The organism is Chitinophaga skermanii (assembly GCF_003259335.1).
In the GTDB taxonomy this organism is placed as follows: Bacteria; Bacteroidota; Bacteroidia; order Chitinophagales; family Chitinophagaceae; genus Chitinophaga; species Chitinophaga skermanii.
In genome coordinates, this window is sequence record NZ_QLLL01000005.1 from 418287 (window position 1) to 438210 (window position 19924).

The window sequence follows — 19924 nt, forward strand, 5'->3', positions numbered from 1 at the left end:
TTAAAACAATAAATTGCCCCCTTGGTATGGCGGCGTTTTCCCTAAATGTGAATAGGCTTTCGCCGTAACTTCACGACCACGCGGGGTACGCTTCATAAACCCTTCTTGTATTAAAAATGGTTCATAAACTTCCTCTAAGGTACCGGCTTCTTCACCTACTGCTGTAGCAATCGTAGTAATCCCAACCGGCCCACCTTTAAAGTTTTCGATGATCGTCGACAATATGCGGTTATCCATCTCATCCAATCCATATTCATCTACATTCAATGCCTTCAAACTAAACTGGGCAATTCCCAAATCGATGACACCATTCCCCATTACCTGGGCAAAATCACGTACACGACGCAATAACCCGTTGGCTATACGCGGTGTACCGCGGCTCCTACGGGCAATTTCCATGGCTGCATCTGATGTTATTTTAGTATTCAATAAGCCTGAAGCACGCCATATGATCTGTTGAAGCGTTTCGGCAGTATAATATTCTAAACGTGATTTAATCCCAAAACGCGATAATAACGGCGCCGTTAATAACCCCGAACGGGTAGTAGCTCCCACCAAAGTAAAGGGAGATAAGTTAATCTGGATAGATCGTGCATTCGGACCGCTATCTATCATAATATCAATCCGGTAATCTTCCATAGCGGAATATAAATACTCTTCTACTACCGTACTTAACCGGTGAATCTCATCAATAAATAACACATCCTTCTCGCTTAAATTCGTCAACAAACCTGCTAAATCACCAGGTTTCTCTATCACTGGACCAGATGTTTCTTTAATATTCACACCCAACTCGTTCGCTACAATACGCGATAAAGTTGTTTTACCAAGACCCGGAGGGCCATGGAACAATATATGATCCAACGCTTCACCACGCATTTTGGCTGCTTTGATGAAGATCTTCAAGTTTTCGATGATCTGGTCTTGCCCCGAAAATTCAACGATCTCTTTCGGTCGAATACTATTCTCAAACTCCTTATCAGCCGCACTTAAGCGCTGGTCATCGGGCCTTATATTCGGATTAGACATTTGATAATTTTAGTTTGTAATCGGCTGGATAATAAATCTACAATTCGCCGGTTATCCTCAAAAGTAAAGAGTTTTACAACGATTTGGTACAACGCTTATCCCATTCTACTCGAAATAACGGTTTTGAATCCTTATTTTTAACGCACAAATCAACTAAAATGATAAAATCTAATTGGTCGTTAGGCCTGCTGATGTTCGCTGCTATCGGCTCAGCACAGGTTACACAAGCGCAAAAGAAAATAGAACAAAAAGAAGTTCAACGTATCATCAATACCCTCGCTGCTGATGACATGGAAGGTCGCGGTACTTTTACACCTGGGATAGATCGTGCTTCTGTGTTCATTGAAAATGAATTCAAAAAAGCCGGTTTGCAATTCTTGCCAGGTTTAGATACTTATAAACAACAATTCTTTGTTCAATCAATTAGCCCTGTAAGTCAACAAGTAACTGTTGATAACAATACAATCGGCGAAAACGACATGCTGTTCTTCAGTAACGCTACAGATGTTAACTGGACACAAGAAAGCGGTGTCACAGTTAAAACATACGACGGCGACGATGCTCCTCGTTCTATTTACGTAGCGAGCCGCGGTAAAACCAATACAGTAGTGTTTTTCCCTGCGAAATACAAGGCTAATTTCCAAAAGTTGAAGGAAATGTTAGGCCATGGTGGTGGTGGTAGCCTTTCTATGGAAGGTGGTCCTGAAAAACCAGTTGTTACAACAATTGGTGTTTTATTGCCAGAAGGTCAAGCTGCACCCACTAATTGGACACTAAAGATTCAACAAGCAAAAGAAAGAAAAGCGTTGAACAACGTAGTGGGCATTATCCCTGGTACATCTAAAAAAGAAGAAATGGTGGTATTCTCTGGTCACTACGATCACTTGGGTATTGTTCACAATGAACATGCAACTGATACTATTGCCAACGGTGCTGATGATGATGCTTCCGGTGTTACCGCGGTGATCACTTTAGCAAATCATTATAAAAATACAAAACCTGCTCGTACACTAGTTTTCGTAGCTTTCACTGCTGAAGAAATTGGTGGTTACGGTTCGCAATATTTCTCTAAACAATTAGATGCAGATAAAGTCGTTGCGATGTTCAATATCGAAATGATTGGTAAAGAATCTAAGTTCGGTGTAAATAGCGCATTTATCACAGGTTACGAACGTTCTGACTTCGGTAAAATCTTGCAGAAGAACTTGGAGAAATCTATCTTCAAATTCCACCCAGATCCTTATCCAGAACAAAACTTGTTCTACCGCTCAGATAACGCTACCCTAGCTCGTTTAGGTGTTCCTGCACACACGATTTCAACTACACAAATCGATAAAGATAAATTCTATCACCAAGTAACCGACGAGGTTAGCACGCTTGATGTGAAAAATATCACAGATATTATCAAAGCAATCGCTGTTAGCGCACAATCTATCGTAAATGGTACCGATACCCCAACACGTATCGAAAAATTAGAAAGATAGTCTGCCTGGTATATCTATAAAAAAGCTTCTCTACAGCATGCAGAGAAGCTTTTTTTATTTCGTTGAATTACCTATATTAAGGCATTATAACTTTCGCGATAACCGCGAAGTGATCAGATGCAAATCTGCCACCCCAAGTTTGCGAAATAGTTGCATGTTGCAATACTTTCACCTTGCCATGAACGAAGATGTAATCGATAGGGTTATTATTTCGCTCTTTGTTTTTCCAGCCATTAAAGGTACCGGTAGGACCATAATGCGGCGTTTGGCTAATAGCTTTTGCATCTGTTAAACGTAAAGGATTGTTTTCATCGGTAATCACGCGGATAGGCTCGTCTTGTGGTTCCGAGTTGAAATCACCTGTAATAACTGCCGGTGTTTTACCAGCTATCTTATTCACCTGCGTTAACAAGAATTTCGCAGACTCCCTACGTGCAATAGCACCAATATGATCAAAGTGTGTATTGAAATGGTAGAAAATCTTCTTTGTTTTACGATCTTTAAATTTACCATACGTTACAATACGTGTAATTTGCGCATCCCAGCCTTTTGAACCTGGTACATCGGGCGTTTCCGACAACCAGAAAGTATGCGATTCCAATAATTGTAAACGTGTTGTATCATAGAAAATCGCGGAGAATTCACCTTTGGTTTTCCCGTCGTCTCTACCACCACCAATATATTTATACTGTGGTAAACGTGCTGTTAAATCTTGCATTTGATCCCATAAAGCCTCTTGTACACCTAGCAAAGCAGGTTGATGATATAATACCTGGCTAGCCAAAATATCTTTACGGTTCGGCCATGCATTGCTGCTGTCATGCGATGTATTCAACCGAATGTTGAAAGTCATTACTTGCATCGAATTATCCTGTGCCTGTAAGCCCAGTGTGGTGGCTAATACCAGCGCGAGGGCGCTCAATACTTTTCTCATAATCACAATTAAGATTGTTAGGCGGTAAATATATACATATCCCATTGGTTTTCACATACCGTGCATGTATGTTTAAGATTATTTCATCGTATTCAATAAAAAACGCCTTCACAGCATGTGAAGGCGTTTTCATTTATTTAGCTAATTGTCAAGCTTTACAACACAATGTTGATCATTTTCCCTTTTACGAAAATGATTTTCTTTGGTGTTTTACCTTCCAACCATTTAATAACTACCTCGTTCTCCATGGCTAATTTTTCTACTTCTGCTGCTTCTAAGCTTAAGTCGAGCACCATGGTTGTACGCGTTTTACCGTTAATAGAAACAGGGTATTCTTTTGTAGTTTCTACTACGTACTTCTCTTCAAATACAGGGTATGCTGCATTCAAAATACTACCTGTGTTACCCAATTGGTGCCATAATTCTTCCGAAACGTGCGGAGCATACGGTGTTAATAACACCAATACTTTCTCTAAGATTTCTTTCTTATGACATTTTAAGTCGGTTAAGTCGTTTACACACATCATGAAGTTACTCACTGCTGTATTGTACGATAAACGCTCACTATCGTCTTCAATTTTGCGGATAGAACGGTGTAATACCTTCAATTCTTCCGGTGTAGCTGGCTTATCTTCTACAATGAAGCCTTTTTGCTCATCGTAGAACAAGCGCCATAATTTCTTTAAGAAACGGTGTACACCTTCAATGCCTTTTGTTTCCCATGGCTTGCTTTGTTCTAATGGGCCAAGGAACATTTCGTACATACGGAACGTATCTGCTCCATATTTTTCAACTACATGATCCGGGTTCACTGTATTGAAAAGACGCTTACTCATTTTTTCAGTCAGCGTACCGCAAATGTATTTGCCATCTTCCAATATAAACTCGGCAGTAGCATAGTCACTTCTCCACTTTTTGAAAGCTTCAGTATCCAATTCAACACCGTCTACGATATTTACGTCAACGTACAATTCTGTTGTATCATACTGGTCCTTCAAGCCCGCACTTACAAACGTATTGGATTCTTTTACCCTGTACACCAAGCGGCTGCTACCACCAATCATACCTTGGTTCACCAATTTCTTGAAGGGCTCATCAAAGCCAATATGTCCTAAGTCGTATAATACTTTCGTCCATAATCTCGAATATAACAAGTGACCTACAGCATGTTCAGTACCACCCACATACAAATCAACTTGTCCCCAATAGTCGGATACTTTCCTATCACAGAAGGCCGCATCATTGTGTGGGTCCATATAACGCAAGAAATACCAACTACTGCCGGCATAACCAGGCATTGTATTGGTTTCGCGCTTAACGCCTTCAGCAAGGTTCACCCATGCTGTAACATTAGCTAAAGGACCTTCACCTTCTGGCCCTTGTTTATAATCTTGGATATAAGGTAATTCAACCGGTAATTCTTTCTCATCTACTTGGTATGCCACGCCATTCTTGAATACAATTGGGAAAGGCTCGCCCCAGTAGCGTTGGCGACTAAAGCCTGCATCTCTCATTTTGAAATTCACTTGGCGCTTGCCAATACCTTTTTCTTCTATGGAATTGTTGATCGCTTCCATCGCTTTCTTCATCGGCATACCTGTGTATTCACCGCTGTTGGTAAGGTTGGCATCCTTAGTAGGATTCGCTTCTTCGCCATTAAACGCATCACCAATGATGTTAGTGATCGGTATATTGAAGTGCTTTGCGAAGTTGAAATCGCGTTGGTCGCCACAAGGAACCGCCATAATAGCGCCTGTGCCGTAACCAGCTAATACGTATTCTGATAACCAGATTGGAATTTGCTGGCCATTGAACGGGTTAATGGCGTAAGAACCTGTAAACACCCCGGTAATCGATTTTACCTCGGCCATACGTTCACGCTCAGAACGGCTTTGAACATAAGCGATGTAGGCAGCTACTGCATCGGCCTGCGCCGGTGTAGTAATGCTCGCTACCAAGTCGTGCTCTGGTGCCAATACAATGAAATCCACCCCGAACACGGTATCAGGACGAGTGGTATATACTACGATGTTCGCATCGTTTTGGTCAATTTTGAAGGTAATTTCCGCACCTTGGCTTTTACCAATCCAGTTACGTTGCATGTCTTTCATGGCATCGCTGAATTGGATCGTTTCCAAGCCGGTTAATAAACGGTCGGCATATTCCGTGATGCGTAAAAACCATTGGCGCATCTTCTTTTTCACTACTGGATAACCACCGCGCTCGCTTAAGCCGTTAATTACCTCGTCGTTCGCCAACACGGTACCCAATGCTTCGCACCAGTTTACTTCTGCAAAAGCTAAGTAAGCTATACGGTACTCCATTAAAATGTTGCGTTGCGCCACTTCATCCATGGCTTTCCAATCAGCTGCACTGAATTGGATGGCACGGTCGCCAGGGCAAGGGATGCCTGCGTTACCATTTTGCTCGAAAGCATGAATCAACGACTCGATCGGCTCTGCCTTTTCTGCAGCACGGTTATACCAGCTGTTGAATAATTGCAAGAAAATCCATTGCGTCCACTTGTAATAGCTCGGGTCGCTCGTACGAATCTCGCGGCTCCAATCGTAGCAAAAACCAATATTGTCGAGCTGCGAACGGAACGATTCGATGTTCTTGTCTGTCGTAATCGCTGGGTGTTGCCCAGTTTCGATAGCGTATTGTTCTGTAGGCAAACCAAAGGCATCATAGCCCATTGGGTGCAATACATTAAAACCTTTTAATCTTTTGAAACGAGCGTATATGTCTGTCGCAATATAACCGAGCGGGTGCCCAACGTGCAAACCTGCACCTGATGGGTAAGGAAACATGTCTAGCACGTAACATTTCGGTTTGTTACTGTCGTTACTAACCTTGTAAGCGTCCGTGTCTTTCCAGTGTTGTTGCCACTTTTGCTCAATCGCTCTGAAATTGTATTCCATAAAAAAAATATATTTCTATCGACCCTTCCCAGGTCGCCTTATCCGGGTAAATATGATAAGTTAGCAAAAATCGCCAAAATAATCAAAGGATACGCCTTTGTTATGTTACCTGTGAAATAAAAATGTTAAAATATCGTTTGGGAGGGCAAAAGTAAACATAACTGTTAATTTTTATTATTTTCGCCAATAAACAAGCGATTAATGGCTCAACCCGGAAAATCATCAGCAAAGAAATCGAAACCTACGTACATCTATTCTATCCTGGGCACTGCACTTGTATTGTTCTTGCTAGGCATTTTGGGTCTTATTGTGATCCATGCTAAGCAATTAAGCGATTACTTCAAAGAAAGTGTGGAATTGCAAGTTATTTTAAGGGATAATGTGAAAGATGAAGCAGCCATCGCGTTGCGTGATACCATTGGTCGTCAGCCGTTTGTGAAGAATATCGAATACGTGACGAAGGAACAGGCCGCTGAAACGATGAAGAAGGAAATGAACGAAGATTTTGTAACACTGCTAGGTTATAATCCTTTATACGCCAGCATCGTTATCAAAATGAAGGCCGGCTACGTTGAACAAGATAGTCTGAAAATGATAGAAACGAACCTGCAGCAGTACAATAACGTACGCGAGGTGTTCTATCAGAAGAAAATAGTGAATTCTGTAATCGACAATATGAAGCAGATTGGTTTGGTGATCCTCGTACTCAGTGCCTTAATGGCCATCGTGGTGATCGTGCTAATCGATAATACCATCCGTTTGGCGATGTTTTCCAACCGTTTCCTCATTAAAACTATGCAAATGGTAGGCGCTACCCGCTGGTTTATTGTGAAACCGTTCGATTTACGTAGCTTGTTAAATGGTGCTATCAGCGGCATTTTGTCTATCGCCGGGTTAATTGCCTTATTGTATTTCGCAGATAAACAACTGCCAGGCCTTAGCGGCTTACGCGATCATTTCCTGATCACGGTGTTGTTCATCGGCCTTATCATTATCGGAATGGGTATCTCTTTATTCAGCACCCACCGCGCCGTGATGAAATACCTGAAAATGAAACTCGACGACCTTTATTAATCTTAAATTTTTGAACACATTATAGCTAATCATATGGCGAAAGAAGTAAAATCAACACAATCAATCCCTGAACGTAGCCTTTTTTCTAAAGACAACTACGTATTGATGATCGCAGGTATCGTGATTATCCTTATCGGTTTCGTTTTGATGATGGGTGGTGCAAGTACATCTCCAGATTCATTCAATGTAAACGATGTATATAGCCCTCGCCGTATCACATGGGCACCTTTATTCATCTTAATTGGCCTTGCGGTAGAAGTATATGCCATTATGAAGAAGCCAAAACAACAACAATAAGCTATTAGCAATATTCTTTTGAAAGGCGATGCCCGCGCATCGCTTTCTTTTTTTCCATTCCCACAAAAGCAATCTCAAAAGCATGAGTATTTTTCACGCCATTATTTTGGCGATCGTAGAAGGGTTAACAGAATTCTTGCCCATTTCTTCAACAGGGCATATGATTATCGTAAGTAGTATTTTAGGTATTAATGAAGACGAATTTACAAAGCTATTCGAGGTATGTATCCAACTCGGTGCCATCCTCGCGGTAGTGGTACTGTATTGGAAGAAGTTCTTCAATGCCAATATTCTTAAGTTCTATACAAAACTCGCCATTGCTGTAGTGCCGGCACTAATAATTGGGTACCTATTCGCCGATAAAATAGATGCACTCCTGGAAAGTCCAATGACGGTTGGTATTTCCCTCGTATTAGGGGGTATTGTATTGTTGTTTGTAGACAATTGGTTCCAAAACCCGAAAATCGATTCTGAAGAGAAAGTAAATATATTCCAAGCTATCAGGATTGGCTTTTACCAATGTATTGCCATGATCCCAGGTGTTAGCAGAAGTGCAGCCAGTATTATTGGTGGTATGCAACAAGGTTTAACAAGGAAAGCAGCGGCAGAATTCTCATTCTTCTTGGCGGTACCTACCATGGCAGCTGTAACCGGCTATAAGTTGATGAAGAACCATGAACTCATCTTCGCACATTCCGAAAACCTACAATTGCTCTTAATCGGTAACGTGGTAGCATTTATCGTAGCTATGTTGGCCATTAAGTTCTTTATCGGGTTCTTGAATAAATATGGCTTCCGTGTATGGGGTATCTACCGTATTATCGTAGGGTTGATTATCATCGGTGCTTTATTGATGAATGTTGATTTGAAAGTATAATCCAGCTTATTTTTTAATACTAATTCCTTCTTTACCAAGTAAAGAAGGAATTTTTTTTGAGGGGGGTATGGAATTTTAAAATTAAATTCATCTAGTATTTATTTACATCAAATTGTCGAGTAACCTATGCGTATTCCATTCATCCTAGCCGGCCTGGTAATGTTTGCTATTACAGCCCGTGCACAAAAGTTCGAAAAAGGGTATGTGATTAAAGCTAATGGTGATAGCATTGCCGGTTTTATCGAGAAACCCAATGCCAAATTAACGCCCAGCACTATACAGTTCAAATCAACAGAGGCTGGCAACACCCAAACCTTCACGCCGAAAGACATCAAGAAATTCAAGTACGACAGTAACAAGGCTTACTTCGTATCTGCTACCCTTAAATTAGATCTCACCACGCAAGACCCGGAAAAACTCTCGCGTATCGCTATTGAATCCCGCGACGTTCGTACCGATGCGGTATTCCTCGAGCTTGTGCAAGATGGCCGCTTGAAGCTGTATAAATACTTGTATGGTGATGAATATGTGTATTACATTATTGAAGACCAAGCAGGTGTATTCACCGGTATGGAAAACGCCCATGTGTATGTTGAAAGAAGTAATGGTTTCAGCGGGGTGGGGGTAAGCACCACTAACGTTAAAATAATACCTGTTTATAAGGACCAACTGGAGTTGATGTTCACCGAATGCGTTACAAAAGCCGATATTCGGAAACTCAGCTACACGGAATCCGCCTTCAAAAAGTTCCTCGTTAACTTCCAAGTTTGCCGCTATGGCGACGATGTGAAGAAGTTAATCGTAGCCTATTAGTATTCAGTATCAACCACTTCCGTAATGCAGCACAACTTCCTCCCAAGCCCGCAAAAATTCCATCGCCGGCATTGTGGATATCGCCAATTTCTTGCATCATTACGTTAGTAACTCAGTTCCAAAATCTAAAAAACTTCAAATGTTTACACGTAAACTCATTTGGGCAATGGTTGCCATGCTGACTTCCGCTACTGCATTCGCTCAAAAATATGAAAAGGGTGTGATCTACACAGCAAAAGGTGACAGTCTAACCGGTTTCATCGAAAAGAAACTACTATCCACTAATTCACCCGAAGCTATCCATTTTAAATCCTCTAAAGAAGGTGAAGTTGTTACCTATTTGCCTACTATGGTAAAAGGGTTCAAGTATACCGACCTCAACGAAACTTTCATTAGCCAAGAACTAACACTAGATCTTACTTCTCAGAAATTAGAGGATCTCAAGAACCGCGCACAACAAACACGCGATATTCAAAAGAAAACAGTTTTCATTCAATTGCTACTCGAAGGTCAAACGAAACTATACGTTTACAACTGGGGCAATAATATCGATTACTTCATCTTACAAGACGAAGTAAAACAGTTCTACCCTCTCGATAACCTCGTAGAATATGAAGGTGTGAGAAGGTTTTCCAATCAACAAAGCCAACAAGAATTGCTAACTACAATTCCTGTATATAAAGGTGCTTTAAAACGTGTATTCAATACTTGCGTATCAGATAAACAACTGAAACCGGTACGCTACACTAAAAAGAGCCTGGTAGAAATTATTAAAAAATACGAAGCTTGTCAATATGGTAAAGATGCTTTACGGTCGATTGTAGAATACTAAACCTGCTGTCTTCGTACGCTGAATGCAAATTCGTACAGTTATTACATAAGATTAATTAGTTTGATGAAAAGGATCGATCACTATAGGTCGATCCTTTTTTATGTTACTATTCGTGTATCAAAAATATGTTGCTCCAAGTATTTGCAGTAATTTAGCGGCAAATTTTCGTAACTAAATTATTATTTAACCTATGCGTTATGTAAAAGTAGGCCTCTTGGCCATCGCAACAATATTTGCGTCGCGAGCAACTGCACAACAATTTGAACAAGGTGTTATTATTCGTGCTGTGGGCGACAGTGTAAAAGGATTCCTCGAAACAAGAACGAAAGACCGTACTCCTCAATCTATTCGTTTCAAAACAACTGCTACTGGTACTATTGAAACCTATACACCGGATCAAATCCAAGGTTTCAAATATAACAATGGTAACGTGTATACCAGCCAACAATTATCCCTCGATTTAACAACGCACAACATTACCGCGTTAGAAAAAATGGGCGAAAATGAAAGGAATATCCAGCAGAAAAAGTTCTTTATTGAGCAAGTATTGAAAGGGAAAATGAGTTTATACAAAATGGTGTACGACAATTCCCTGGAATATTATATCCTGGAAGATGAGAATGGCCAATTTACACCATTGAACAATACCGTTATGTATAACCACAAGCAAGATGCTATACAAACATTGCCTTATTATCAAACTACCTTGTTAGAGAAAATGGGCAATTGCGTGGATGTAAATAAGATCAATACTATTCAATACAAAGAAACAGCATTGATCAACGTAGTTAAGAAGTACCAAGCATGCAAATATGGTACTGCAACTGTACAAGACATCCAAGATACACGTGTAAAATCGGGTCCTTTGCAGTTCGGGGTACTGGCAGGCTACGGTTCGGCTAGTTTTAAATATGATTTATTCGACGGTAAAGCTGATTCGAAAAATAGCGGAACTCCTTTAGTAGGCGCGTTTATGAATATTCCGCTTTCACGTCAATACATGAAAATGTCGATTGTTGTAGAAGGTTTGTATCGCCAAGTAAGCACAGAAGGTACTAAAACAGATATGTACTCCGAAGTGCGTGATTTTAAAGCAGGCTTTAGTTATGCGCAACTGAATGCCCTATTTCGCTACATGTTCCCTTCTAAATCTTCTATTAAACCTTTATTGTTCGCTGGTTTTGGTAATAGCTTCGTTATTAGTACCAAAGAAAATGAATACAAACGCCGCGTTGCTTTAAACGATAACCGCGATGCAGGTACTATGTTCACCGGTGTACGTAATTACGAACAATCATTTATTGTTGGTGCCGGTATTATGGTGAAAAAGTTTGGAGTAGATGTTAGGTATGAAGGCGGTAACGGGTTCTCTAGCCTAAATGGAACACAAGTGGGTAGAAAACAAGTAAGTGGAGTTGTGAAATACAATTTCTAATCTAAAAGATATTTTTTGAAAAGGATCGATCACTATAGGTCGATCCTTTTTTTATGAAACCTAACCCCAACCCGCCGAAAGTATCGTTTATAGGTCGTATATCTTATCAACCAAACCTTACAATTTACACGACACTATGACGGCAAAATTTTGGCTATGCAGCCTACTCTGTTTGTTATGTACCATTCAATCCCAAGCAGGGCATTACGAAAAAGGAACGATTTATAAACCCAATGGCGATAGTTTGCAAGGCTATATCGAAAATACCTACAAGGATAAAACGCCGCAATACATCCTCTTCAAAACTACATTGGATGCTACTGCAATAACTTACCTCCCAACTGATCTAGCAGGCTTTTATTACGCGGAAAGTGACGAACGCTTTAAAAGCATGCAAGTAAAGTTGGATGTTACCACCAGGTCTGCAGAGAATTTAGCTACCATGCACCCCGGTAATCGCAATATCCAGGATAAGCGAATTTTCGCACAATGCATCCTGAAAGGACAGGTAAGTTTGTATGAATATGATCACCTATCCGGTACCGGTTATTTTATCGTGGAGGATGAAAATGGTGGTTTGACTGTACTGAATAACACTGTTGTATATAATCATAACAGCAGTGCCCTACAAACTTTACCCTATTATAGAACAGAATTATTAGAGATAGTAGGCAATTGCGTCAACGAGAAAACAATAGATGCTACACCTTATACTGCGAAAGGATTGAAAACCGTTATAAAACAATACCTATCGTGTAAGTATGGCGCCGAAAATATGGCCATTACTGAAAAGGTAAAAGCTAAAGCACCTGTTCAGTATGGTTTTATGGGAGGAGTTGGTATTACAAAATTCGAATGGGAGCATGTGTTAAACCGTTTTGAAATTGATAACTACTTTACACCAACGATTGGCGTATTTGTAAAAGCTTCGCTATCCAAAAAGTACTTGCGTTGGGCCGCTATAGCCGAATTACAATACAGAAGTATTAATCTAAACGGAAATTATTTCGCTAATTGGAACTTGGCAGATCCGTATAAAGTAGATATCGATTTGGATTATGTTCAACTCAATGTAATCGGTGAATATACGCACCCTTTTACCTCGAAGATAAAGCCCCGTTTTGGCTTAGGTATTGGAAGTGGCTTTATGGTACGTGAACGGAATAATTCATATAGTAAACCAACAGAAGGCAAGAAGCCGCTAATAGAAGGCTACCGGAAGTATGATCAGTCCTGGATTTGTTTAGTGGGAATGAATATTGGATACCGTTGGGATGTAGATGCTAGGTACGACCGGGGAGCAGGTTTTGCTAATACAATTGGCGCACAAACGATTAGACATACGGTGTATTTAATCACCCGGTACCGCCTCTAAATCATAAAAAAAGGGTTAAGCTTTGCTTAACCCTTCACTGCTAACAGCAGTTCTAAATCAGTATATTTCAATTTGAATTTCTCGCTAAGATGGTAGTTTGTTAAAGCTCCTTTGTACAAGTATATCCCATTCCGCACACCTCTCTTAATCCATACTAAGTTCTCAAACCCGCCATCATCTGCCGCTTCCAGCAATAAAGGCATCAATACGTTACTAATTGCTTGCGATGCTGTACCCGCAAATCCCGAAGGAATATTTGGAACACAGTAATGTATTACATCGTACTTCTTGAAAACCGGGTTTTCATGCGTGGTTACATCCGAGGTTTCAAAACAACCACCACGATCTATACTTACATCCACTATCACAGAACCGGCTTTCATATTGCTTACCATCGATTCTGTTACAACAATGGGTGTACGGCCACTTTGAGATGATAATGCTCCCACCGCCACGTCGGCATTTTTCAATTGCTCAGCGAGTACGCGTGGTTGAATAACTGAGGTAAATAAGCGTACACCTATGTTATTTTGAAGACGTTTTAGTTTATAGATATTATTATCAAATACTTTTACACTGGAACCCAATGCTAAGGCTGTTCTAGCAGCAAATTCACCTACAATGCCGGCACCAATAATTACCACTTTCGTAGGCGGAATACCCGTAATGCCTCCTAGCAAAATACCTTTCCCACGGTTACTATTACTCAAATATTGCCCCGCTATTAACATCACCGCACTACCGGCAATTTCACTCATAGCACGAACGATCGGGTATGTACCTGCATCATCTTTTAAATTCTCGAAGCTGAGGAGCGTAATTCGTTTATCCATCATGCGCTGTACCTGCTCAGCTTTCAATACCGATAAATGGATAGGTGAAATAACAATTTGGTGGGGGTGTAATAACTCGATTTCATCGTCGGTTAATGGGGCCGATTTTACGATAATTTCTGCTTTAAATACATCCTTCTTATCGTACACAATTTCTGCGCCCGCTTCCGAATAATCCGTATCATAAAAATGCGAACCATCGCCTGCTTTATGCTCAACCACTATATGATGACCATTATTCGCCAGGATGCTCACAGCTTCTGGGGTGAGGGCAATGCGGTTTTCTTGGAAAGATTGCTCTTTGGGAATGCCAATGAATAAACGGGAATTTTTCTGTGGAATATCCAACGTTTCTTCCATGGGCGTGTAAGTAAAGCCCGCACTCACAACAGGTTTTTGCCTTTGATCCATAAATGTTTATAGGATTATCAAAATGAAATTACGTATTTCTCAAAGATAAGCTATTTCTGAGCCCGTAATAGCCTTTTTTCGTTGGGTAATACTTCTAACGTAAGCGTAACGGTGTCTAATGGCATGATGTCTTCTACCACACCTGGCCATTCCACGAAACAAATGGCCCCCTGGTACAAACAATCCTCTACACCGGCGTCCATCGCCTCTTGCTCGTTTTTTAAACGGTATAAGTCGAGGTGAAATATGCTCTTTTGCATACCGTCTTCGTTATAGGCATACTCGTTGATGATCGAGAAAGTAGGACTTCCCGTCGTATCTTTCACTCCTTTAGCAGCACATAAGGCTTTCACAAAGGTGGTTTTCCCAGCACCCATCTGCCCATGCAAAGCAAACGTTGTAGATCCCGCCATTTCTTTCCAAAATGTTGCCGCGGCGGAGGGCAGTTCTGCTAACGAAAATTCGAGTTCCATAACCTAAAATTAGCAATCTCGTTGCATTAATATTTCCCTCCCTTAAAAAAGCATTCAATAATTTTGTAAAACAGGGGGCGAATGGAGCCCCAACTACTACGTATGGTGGCTTCCCTACCTGTATCCAGTACAATTTTAAGACTATTTTAAGCGCATTTAATAATGGAAACAATCAGTTGCAAGGTAAAAGGAATGAACTGCTCGAGTTGTGCGCTCACCATCTCAAAATACCTCGAGAAAAAAGGTATGGAGAACGTGGTGCTAAGCTTCGCTACGGAAGAATTGAGCTTCACCAACCCCAATACTGCCGAAACCAAGGAAATACTCGGTGGAATCGAACATTTGGGCTATGAAGTAATATTACCCGGGCAAGAACAAAAAACAATCCCTTTCTATCATACCTTACAGTTCAAGTTCTACGCCTGCCTAGTATTTACACTACCATTGCTATTGCATATGTGGGTAAACTGGCATTGGCTTCACAATCCATATGTGCAATTGGCGCTCACCACACCCGTATATCTCATTGGTATGTGGCATTTCGGGCTTAGTGCCTTCCGATCGCTAAAAAACGGGGTCGCCAATATGGATGTTTTAATCACGCTTGGCGCCACGGCCGCCTTTGGATATAGCCTCACGGGCACATGGCTACATTTAGGCGAAAACTACTTGTTCTACGAAACCGCGGCAGCTATTATCACGCTCGTGTTTCTAGGGAACCTATTGGAAGAAAAATCCGTGCAGCAAACCACCACTGCCATCGGCGAACTCGCTAAAATGCAAGTTACCATGGCTAAAAAACTCGATAGCCACGATGGTGGCCACGAACACGTGCACGAAATCGATAACCGCCACCTAAAAGTAGGCGACCGCGTACTCGTTAATACCGGCGATAAAATTCCCATGGATGGTACCATTTACTGGGGACAAGCTGCTATCAACGAATCTATGATCACGGGTGAAAGTAAACCGGTAAGCAAACAAGAAAAGGATAAAGTCATCGGGGGAACAATCCTAGAAGAAGGCAGCATCAAAATATTCATCACTGCTACCGGTAAAGACACGGTACTTTCCTATATCATCGAATTAGTGAAACAAGCACAGGGCAATAAACCGCCCATGCAACGTTTAGCCGATAAAATCAGCGCGATTTTCGTGCCTACCGTACTCGGCATTTCCTTGCTAACATTTATCGGTTGGTTCTTCTTTGCAGGGGCCGAGTTATCTACATCTATTATGCATAGCGTGGCCGTATTGGTGATTGCTTGCCCTTGCGCCATGGGCCTCGCAACCCCGGCTGCCGTAATGGTAGGATTGGGTAGGGCGGCACGGAACGGGATTTTGATCAAAGGTGGTCAAACCTTGGAAGAATTTAAGAACATCAAACAAGTTGTATTCGATAAAACAGGCACACTTACCACTGGTAAGCTCACTATTGGTGATTATTGCTTCGAGAATATGACGGAAGAGTCGTTCAAATCGATCGTTTTCAGCCTAGAAAAATACTCTTCACATCCCATCGCTAAATCCCTTACCGCTACTTGGAAAGGTGTACCTACGGTAGATTTACTCCAAGTACGCGAACAGAAAGGGGTAGGCATGTTGGCATCCGATAAAGCCGGTAACCAATGGCAGCTAGGTTCCTATAAAATGGCCGCCAGCGCTACTGCTGATGATACACATGAAATCTACCTCTTGAAAAATGGTGCATTGGCAGGTTGGATCAACTTTAAAGACGAGCTTCGCCCCGAAGCCAAGCAAGTAATTGCCAGCCTCGAACAAAGTGGTATAGAAACGATTTTGTTGAGCGGCGATATGCAACGAAAATGCGAAGCCATCGCTGCAGAGCTTGGCATCCAAAAAGTATATGCCGAACATTCACCTGCACAAAAGCTAGCCCGCGTAGAGGAACTAATGCACACCGCACCAACAGCCATGGTGGGCGACGGTATCAACGATGCGCCTGCTTTATCAAAAGCTACTATCGGTATTTCCCTCAGCGATGCTACGCAAGTAGCCATGCAAAGTGCTAATGTAGTATTGTTGAAAAACGACCTGGGTAACTTGCCACTGGCAATGGGCTTAGGAAAACATACTTATCTCACGATCAAACAAAACCTCTTCTGGGCCTTCTCTTATAACGTGGTGGCTATCCCGGTAGCAGCATTGGGCTTTTTAAGCCCCATTTTAGGCGCGGCCGTTATGGCGGTGTCTGATATTGTGCTGGCCGTGAATTCTGTTCGTTTGCGCTATAAAAATGTGAATAATTAAAAATTAAATGCAACTTTATAGAACGCTGTATCGTGTGGAAGCATGGTACAGCGTTTTTTTACACCAAAGCAAATTTGCTCAACTATGATTACCTATTGGATCGATTTGATAGGCACCTTTATGTTCGCTATCTCCGGGGCCTTGGCTGCTTGGGATAAAAAGATGTACCATGATATTTTCGGGGTTTCATTCACCGCGTTTGTTACGGCCATCGGAGGCGGTACTTTGCGCGATGTAATTCTAGGTATTCACCCCATCGTATGGGTAAAAGACCAGTCGTATATTATAGCCATTGCTTTGGGCGTATTGGTAACCGTCGTTTTCAGAACCATTTTGCTCCGCTACAAGCGCTCGCTGTTCCTCTTTGATACCATCGGTATTGGGTTTTATACGATTCTTGGGGTGCAAAAATCGCTCGCCTTCGGCGTAAATCCTTGGGCCGCAGTTATTATGGGTATGATGTCGGCCATCTTCGGGGGCGTTATCCGCGATACATTGGTGAACGAAATTCCGCTCATCTTCTCCCGCCAAATTTATGCTACGGCTTGCCTAGCCGGTGCTACCGTGTATATCTTGCTAGGCTATACGGGTATCGATTTAGAGGTGAATATGATTTTAAGTATCATTTTGATCATCTCTATTCGGTTGTTTGCTTTACGTAAACGCTGGTCGCTGCCTTATTTAACCAAGGAGAACAAATGGTAACTACTGCTTTTAACAAGATGTATAAGCGATTATTCGCGTAAAAAAATTATATTTATAGAGAGGCGGCATTCTTCTGCGCAAGGATGCCCTGTTTTTGTTAAAGTTCTAAAAACTCCAGCTTATATTGATTACGCCAACAACGATATTACGTCAATATTGGGGCCACCAACAATTCAGGCCGTTGCAAGAGGATATTATCCAAGCAATATTGGCGGGTAAAGACACGCTAGCTTTGCTGCCCACGGGCGGCGGAAAATCCATTTGCTTTCAAGTACCGGCTATGATGCAGAAAGGGATGTGCTTGGTGATTTCGCCGTTGATTGCGCTCATGAAAGACCAGGTAGAGAACTTGCGAAAGCGCAACATCAGCGCTTTACATATCTACGCAGGTATGCCCTTCAAAGAGGTGGAAAAGGTGTTAGACTTGGCAAGAAGGGGCGAAGTGAAGTTCCTATATATCTCGCCAGAACGATTACAAAGCAAACGCTTCCAAGAATATTGTGAACAACTACCGGTAAAGCTAATTGCCGTAGACGAGGCCCATTGTATTTCTCAATGGGGATACGACTTCCGTCCAGCTTACTTACAAATCGCCACTATCCGCAGCTTCTTCCCAAATGTACCCGTATTGGCATTAACCGCTACGGCTACACGCAAGGTGCGTAAGGATATTTGTGAAAAGCTGCTCATGAAAGACCCGCAAATCTTTACCAAAAGCTTTGTACGGAGTAATTTGTCGTATAGCGTATTGGAAGAAGAAGCGAAACTCACAAAAATCAAACATATACTCGACCGTGTAAAAGGCACGGCTGTGGTATACTGCCGCAACCGCAGGCAAACAAAAGACATTGCTACCTTGCTACATGCGCAAGGCATTGCAGCCGATTACTACCACGCAGGTCTCACTTCCGCAGAACGAAACCACAAACAAGAGCAATGGATCAACAACCGCACCCGCGTAATGGTGTGCACCAATGCCTTTGGTATGGGTATCGATAAAGCCGATGTGCGCTTAGTTATTCATGCCGATGTGCCCGATAGTATTGAAGCATATTACCAAGAAGCAGGGCGTGCTGGGCGCGATGAACTGAAAGCTTACGCTGTACTACTTTACAGTTCTTCCGATTTAACGGAAATGAAGGCTCGCATTCCCCTGCAATTCCCCGTAGCATCGGAAATACGAGAGGTATACCAAGGTATCGTTAATTACTTGCAAGTACCCGTAGGCAGTGCGGAAGGAGTATATTACGATTTCGATATCAACGATTTCGTAAAGAAATTCGAACTCAATATTACGGTAGCTTACAGCGCCATCCGCATACTGGAACAAGAAGGCTTCTTGCAATTAAGTGAAAGCGTGCTCATGCCTTCAAGGGTAGAGTTCGTTATCAACAAAGATACATTGTACGAATACGAAGATGCTAACCCTGCGATAGAACCATTATTGAAAGCCTTATTACGCACATACGAAGGTATTTTTGATCAGCCTACAAGGGTGTTCGAAAAGCAATTAGCCCGTATTTTGCGCACCACGGATAAAGTGATTATTGAGCAGCTAAAACAACTGCACCAACACGGTATTATCCGTTTCCAACCGCGGAAGGATGAACCCCAATTATGCTTTGTGCAACAACGCATCCCCGTAGAACAACTCACGGTAAACATGGTGCAAATCCAAGAACGGATGAAAGCCTATGAAGAACGCGTTGATGCCATGATTGCCTATACTACCAATACCACCGAATGCCGCACGCAAGCCCTAGTTAGCTATTTCGGGGAAGACTCCGCCGCTCCTTGCGGTGTGTGCGATGTGTGTATTGCACAGAAAAACCAGCAATTATCCAGCGCCACTTTCGAAGAGGTGTCTACGCTCGTGCTAACACACGTTACCACTACGCCTGTAGGCTACGACGACCTCCGCAATAAACTGAAAGCAGTCGACGAAAAACTACTGCTCAGCGTAGTTTCGTTCCTAGTCGACGAAGGCAACCTAGAACGCAGCCACGACGGCACACTGCGGAAAATATCTGCCTAAATACTAATAGTAAATTACCCTGTCAATTTGGCGAATATTCCAGTTTTCGCCCAAGGAAAAGTGCACCTTTTTTCGACACTTTTTCGACATCTTACCAACTCCCAGTCGACCTTCTACCGACTTCC

At 42.0% G+C, this 19924-nt stretch carries 16 protein-coding genes; 11 read left to right on the plus strand and 5 right to left on the minus strand.

Annotated elements, in window-relative coordinates:
* Nucleotides 1-1029 (minus strand): Holliday junction branch migration DNA helicase RuvB, encoded by a 1029-nt coding sequence (gene ruvB / locus LX64_RS14975; RefSeq protein ID WP_111598473.1) that lies wholly within the window; start codon nt 1027-1029, stop codon nt 1-3.
* Between the two features lie 158 nt (nt 1030-1187).
* Between ruvB and LX64_RS14980 the strand changes: the two genes are divergently transcribed.
* Nucleotides 1188-2513 (plus strand): M28 family metallopeptidase, encoded by a 1326-nt coding sequence (locus tag LX64_RS14980; RefSeq protein ID WP_111598474.1) that lies wholly within the window; start codon nt 1188-1190, stop codon nt 2511-2513.
* 76 nt (nt 2514-2589) lie between these two features.
* Here LX64_RS14980 and LX64_RS14985 read toward each other — a convergent pair whose 3' ends face one another.
* Both LX64_RS14985 and leuS read right to left on the minus strand, forming a co-directional pair.
* Entirely contained in the window at nt 2590-3447 is an 858-nt protein-coding gene (locus tag LX64_RS14985; RefSeq protein WP_158538634.1) for an endonuclease/exonuclease/phosphatase family protein, read from the minus strand.
* 155 nt (nt 3448-3602) lie between these two features.
* Nucleotides 3603-6368, minus strand: coding sequence for a leucine--tRNA ligase (gene leuS, locus LX64_RS14990; RefSeq protein WP_111598476.1), 2766 nt, complete (start codon nt 6366-6368; stop codon nt 3603-3605).
* Nucleotides 6369-6569: 201 nt separating this feature from the next.
* Between leuS and LX64_RS14995 the strand changes: the two genes are divergently transcribed.
* The 7 genes from LX64_RS14995 to LX64_RS15025 all read left to right on the plus strand — a co-directional run bounded on the left by LX64_RS14995 (nt 6570) and on the right by LX64_RS15025 (nt 13071).
* Nucleotides 6570-7442 carry a cell division protein FtsX gene (locus LX64_RS14995; RefSeq protein ID WP_111598477.1) on the plus strand — a complete coding sequence of 291 codons (873 nt, stop codon included), beginning with the start codon at nt 6570-6572 and terminating at the stop codon, nt 7440-7442.
* A 33-nt stretch (nt 7443-7475) separates the two neighbouring features.
* Nucleotides 7476-7739, plus strand: coding sequence for a DUF3098 domain-containing protein (locus LX64_RS15000; protein WP_111598478.1), 264 nt, complete (start codon nt 7476-7478; stop codon nt 7737-7739).
* 82 nt (nt 7740-7821) lie between these two features.
* Nucleotides 7822-8616 (plus strand): undecaprenyl-diphosphate phosphatase, encoded by a 795-nt coding sequence (locus LX64_RS15005; protein WP_111598479.1) that lies wholly within the window; start codon nt 7822-7824, stop codon nt 8614-8616.
* Nucleotides 8617-8742: 126 nt separating this feature from the next.
* Nucleotides 8743-9429, plus strand: coding sequence for a hypothetical protein (locus LX64_RS15010; RefSeq protein WP_111598480.1), 687 nt, complete (start codon nt 8743-8745; stop codon nt 9427-9429).
* A 139-nt stretch (nt 9430-9568) separates the two neighbouring features.
* Nucleotides 9569-10261, plus strand: coding sequence for a hypothetical protein (locus LX64_RS15015; protein WP_148707333.1), 693 nt, complete (start codon nt 9569-9571; stop codon nt 10259-10261).
* A 190-nt stretch (nt 10262-10451) separates the two neighbouring features.
* Nucleotides 10452-11696, plus strand: a complete 1245-nt coding sequence (locus LX64_RS15020) for a porin family protein (protein WP_111598482.1) — start codon at nt 10452-10454, stop codon at nt 11694-11696.
* Nucleotides 11697-11832: 136 nt separating this feature from the next.
* A complete protein-coding gene (locus tag LX64_RS15025) occupies nt 11833-13071 on the plus strand; it encodes an outer membrane beta-barrel protein (RefSeq protein WP_111598483.1) in 1239 nt (412 codons plus the stop codon).
* Between the two features lie 26 nt (nt 13072-13097).
* On the opposite strand, the gene LX64_RS15030 is transcribed toward LX64_RS15025, so the two are convergent.
* On the minus strand, nt 13098-14315 hold the full coding sequence (locus tag LX64_RS15030; RefSeq protein WP_111598484.1) for an alanine dehydrogenase: 1218 nt from the start codon (nt 14313-14315) through the stop codon (nt 13098-13100).
* A gap of 50 nt (nt 14316-14365) precedes the next feature.
* Nucleotides 14366-14788 (minus strand): tRNA (adenosine(37)-N6)-threonylcarbamoyltransferase complex ATPase subunit type 1 TsaE, encoded by a 423-nt coding sequence (gene tsaE, locus LX64_RS15035; protein WP_111598485.1) that lies wholly within the window; start codon nt 14786-14788, stop codon nt 14366-14368.
* A gap of 162 nt (nt 14789-14950) precedes the next feature.
* Here tsaE and LX64_RS15040 point away from each other — a divergent pair, with 162 nt between their 5' ends.
* From LX64_RS15040 to LX64_RS15050, 3 genes are all read left to right on the plus strand, one after another.
* Nucleotides 14951-17059: a heavy metal translocating P-type ATPase gene (locus LX64_RS15040; RefSeq protein WP_111598486.1), complete on the plus strand. Its 2109-nt coding sequence runs from the start codon at nt 14951-14953 to the stop codon at nt 17057-17059.
* Nucleotides 17060-17143: 84 nt separating this feature from the next.
* On the plus strand, nt 17144-17764 hold the full coding sequence (locus LX64_RS15045) for a trimeric intracellular cation channel family protein (RefSeq protein WP_111598487.1): 621 nt from the start codon (nt 17144-17146) through the stop codon (nt 17762-17764).
* Between the two features lie 124 nt (nt 17765-17888).
* Nucleotides 17889-19799 (plus strand): RecQ family ATP-dependent DNA helicase, encoded by a 1911-nt coding sequence (locus LX64_RS15050; RefSeq protein WP_111598488.1) that lies wholly within the window; start codon nt 17889-17891, stop codon nt 19797-19799.
* Nucleotides 19800-19924 lie beyond the last annotated feature (125 nt).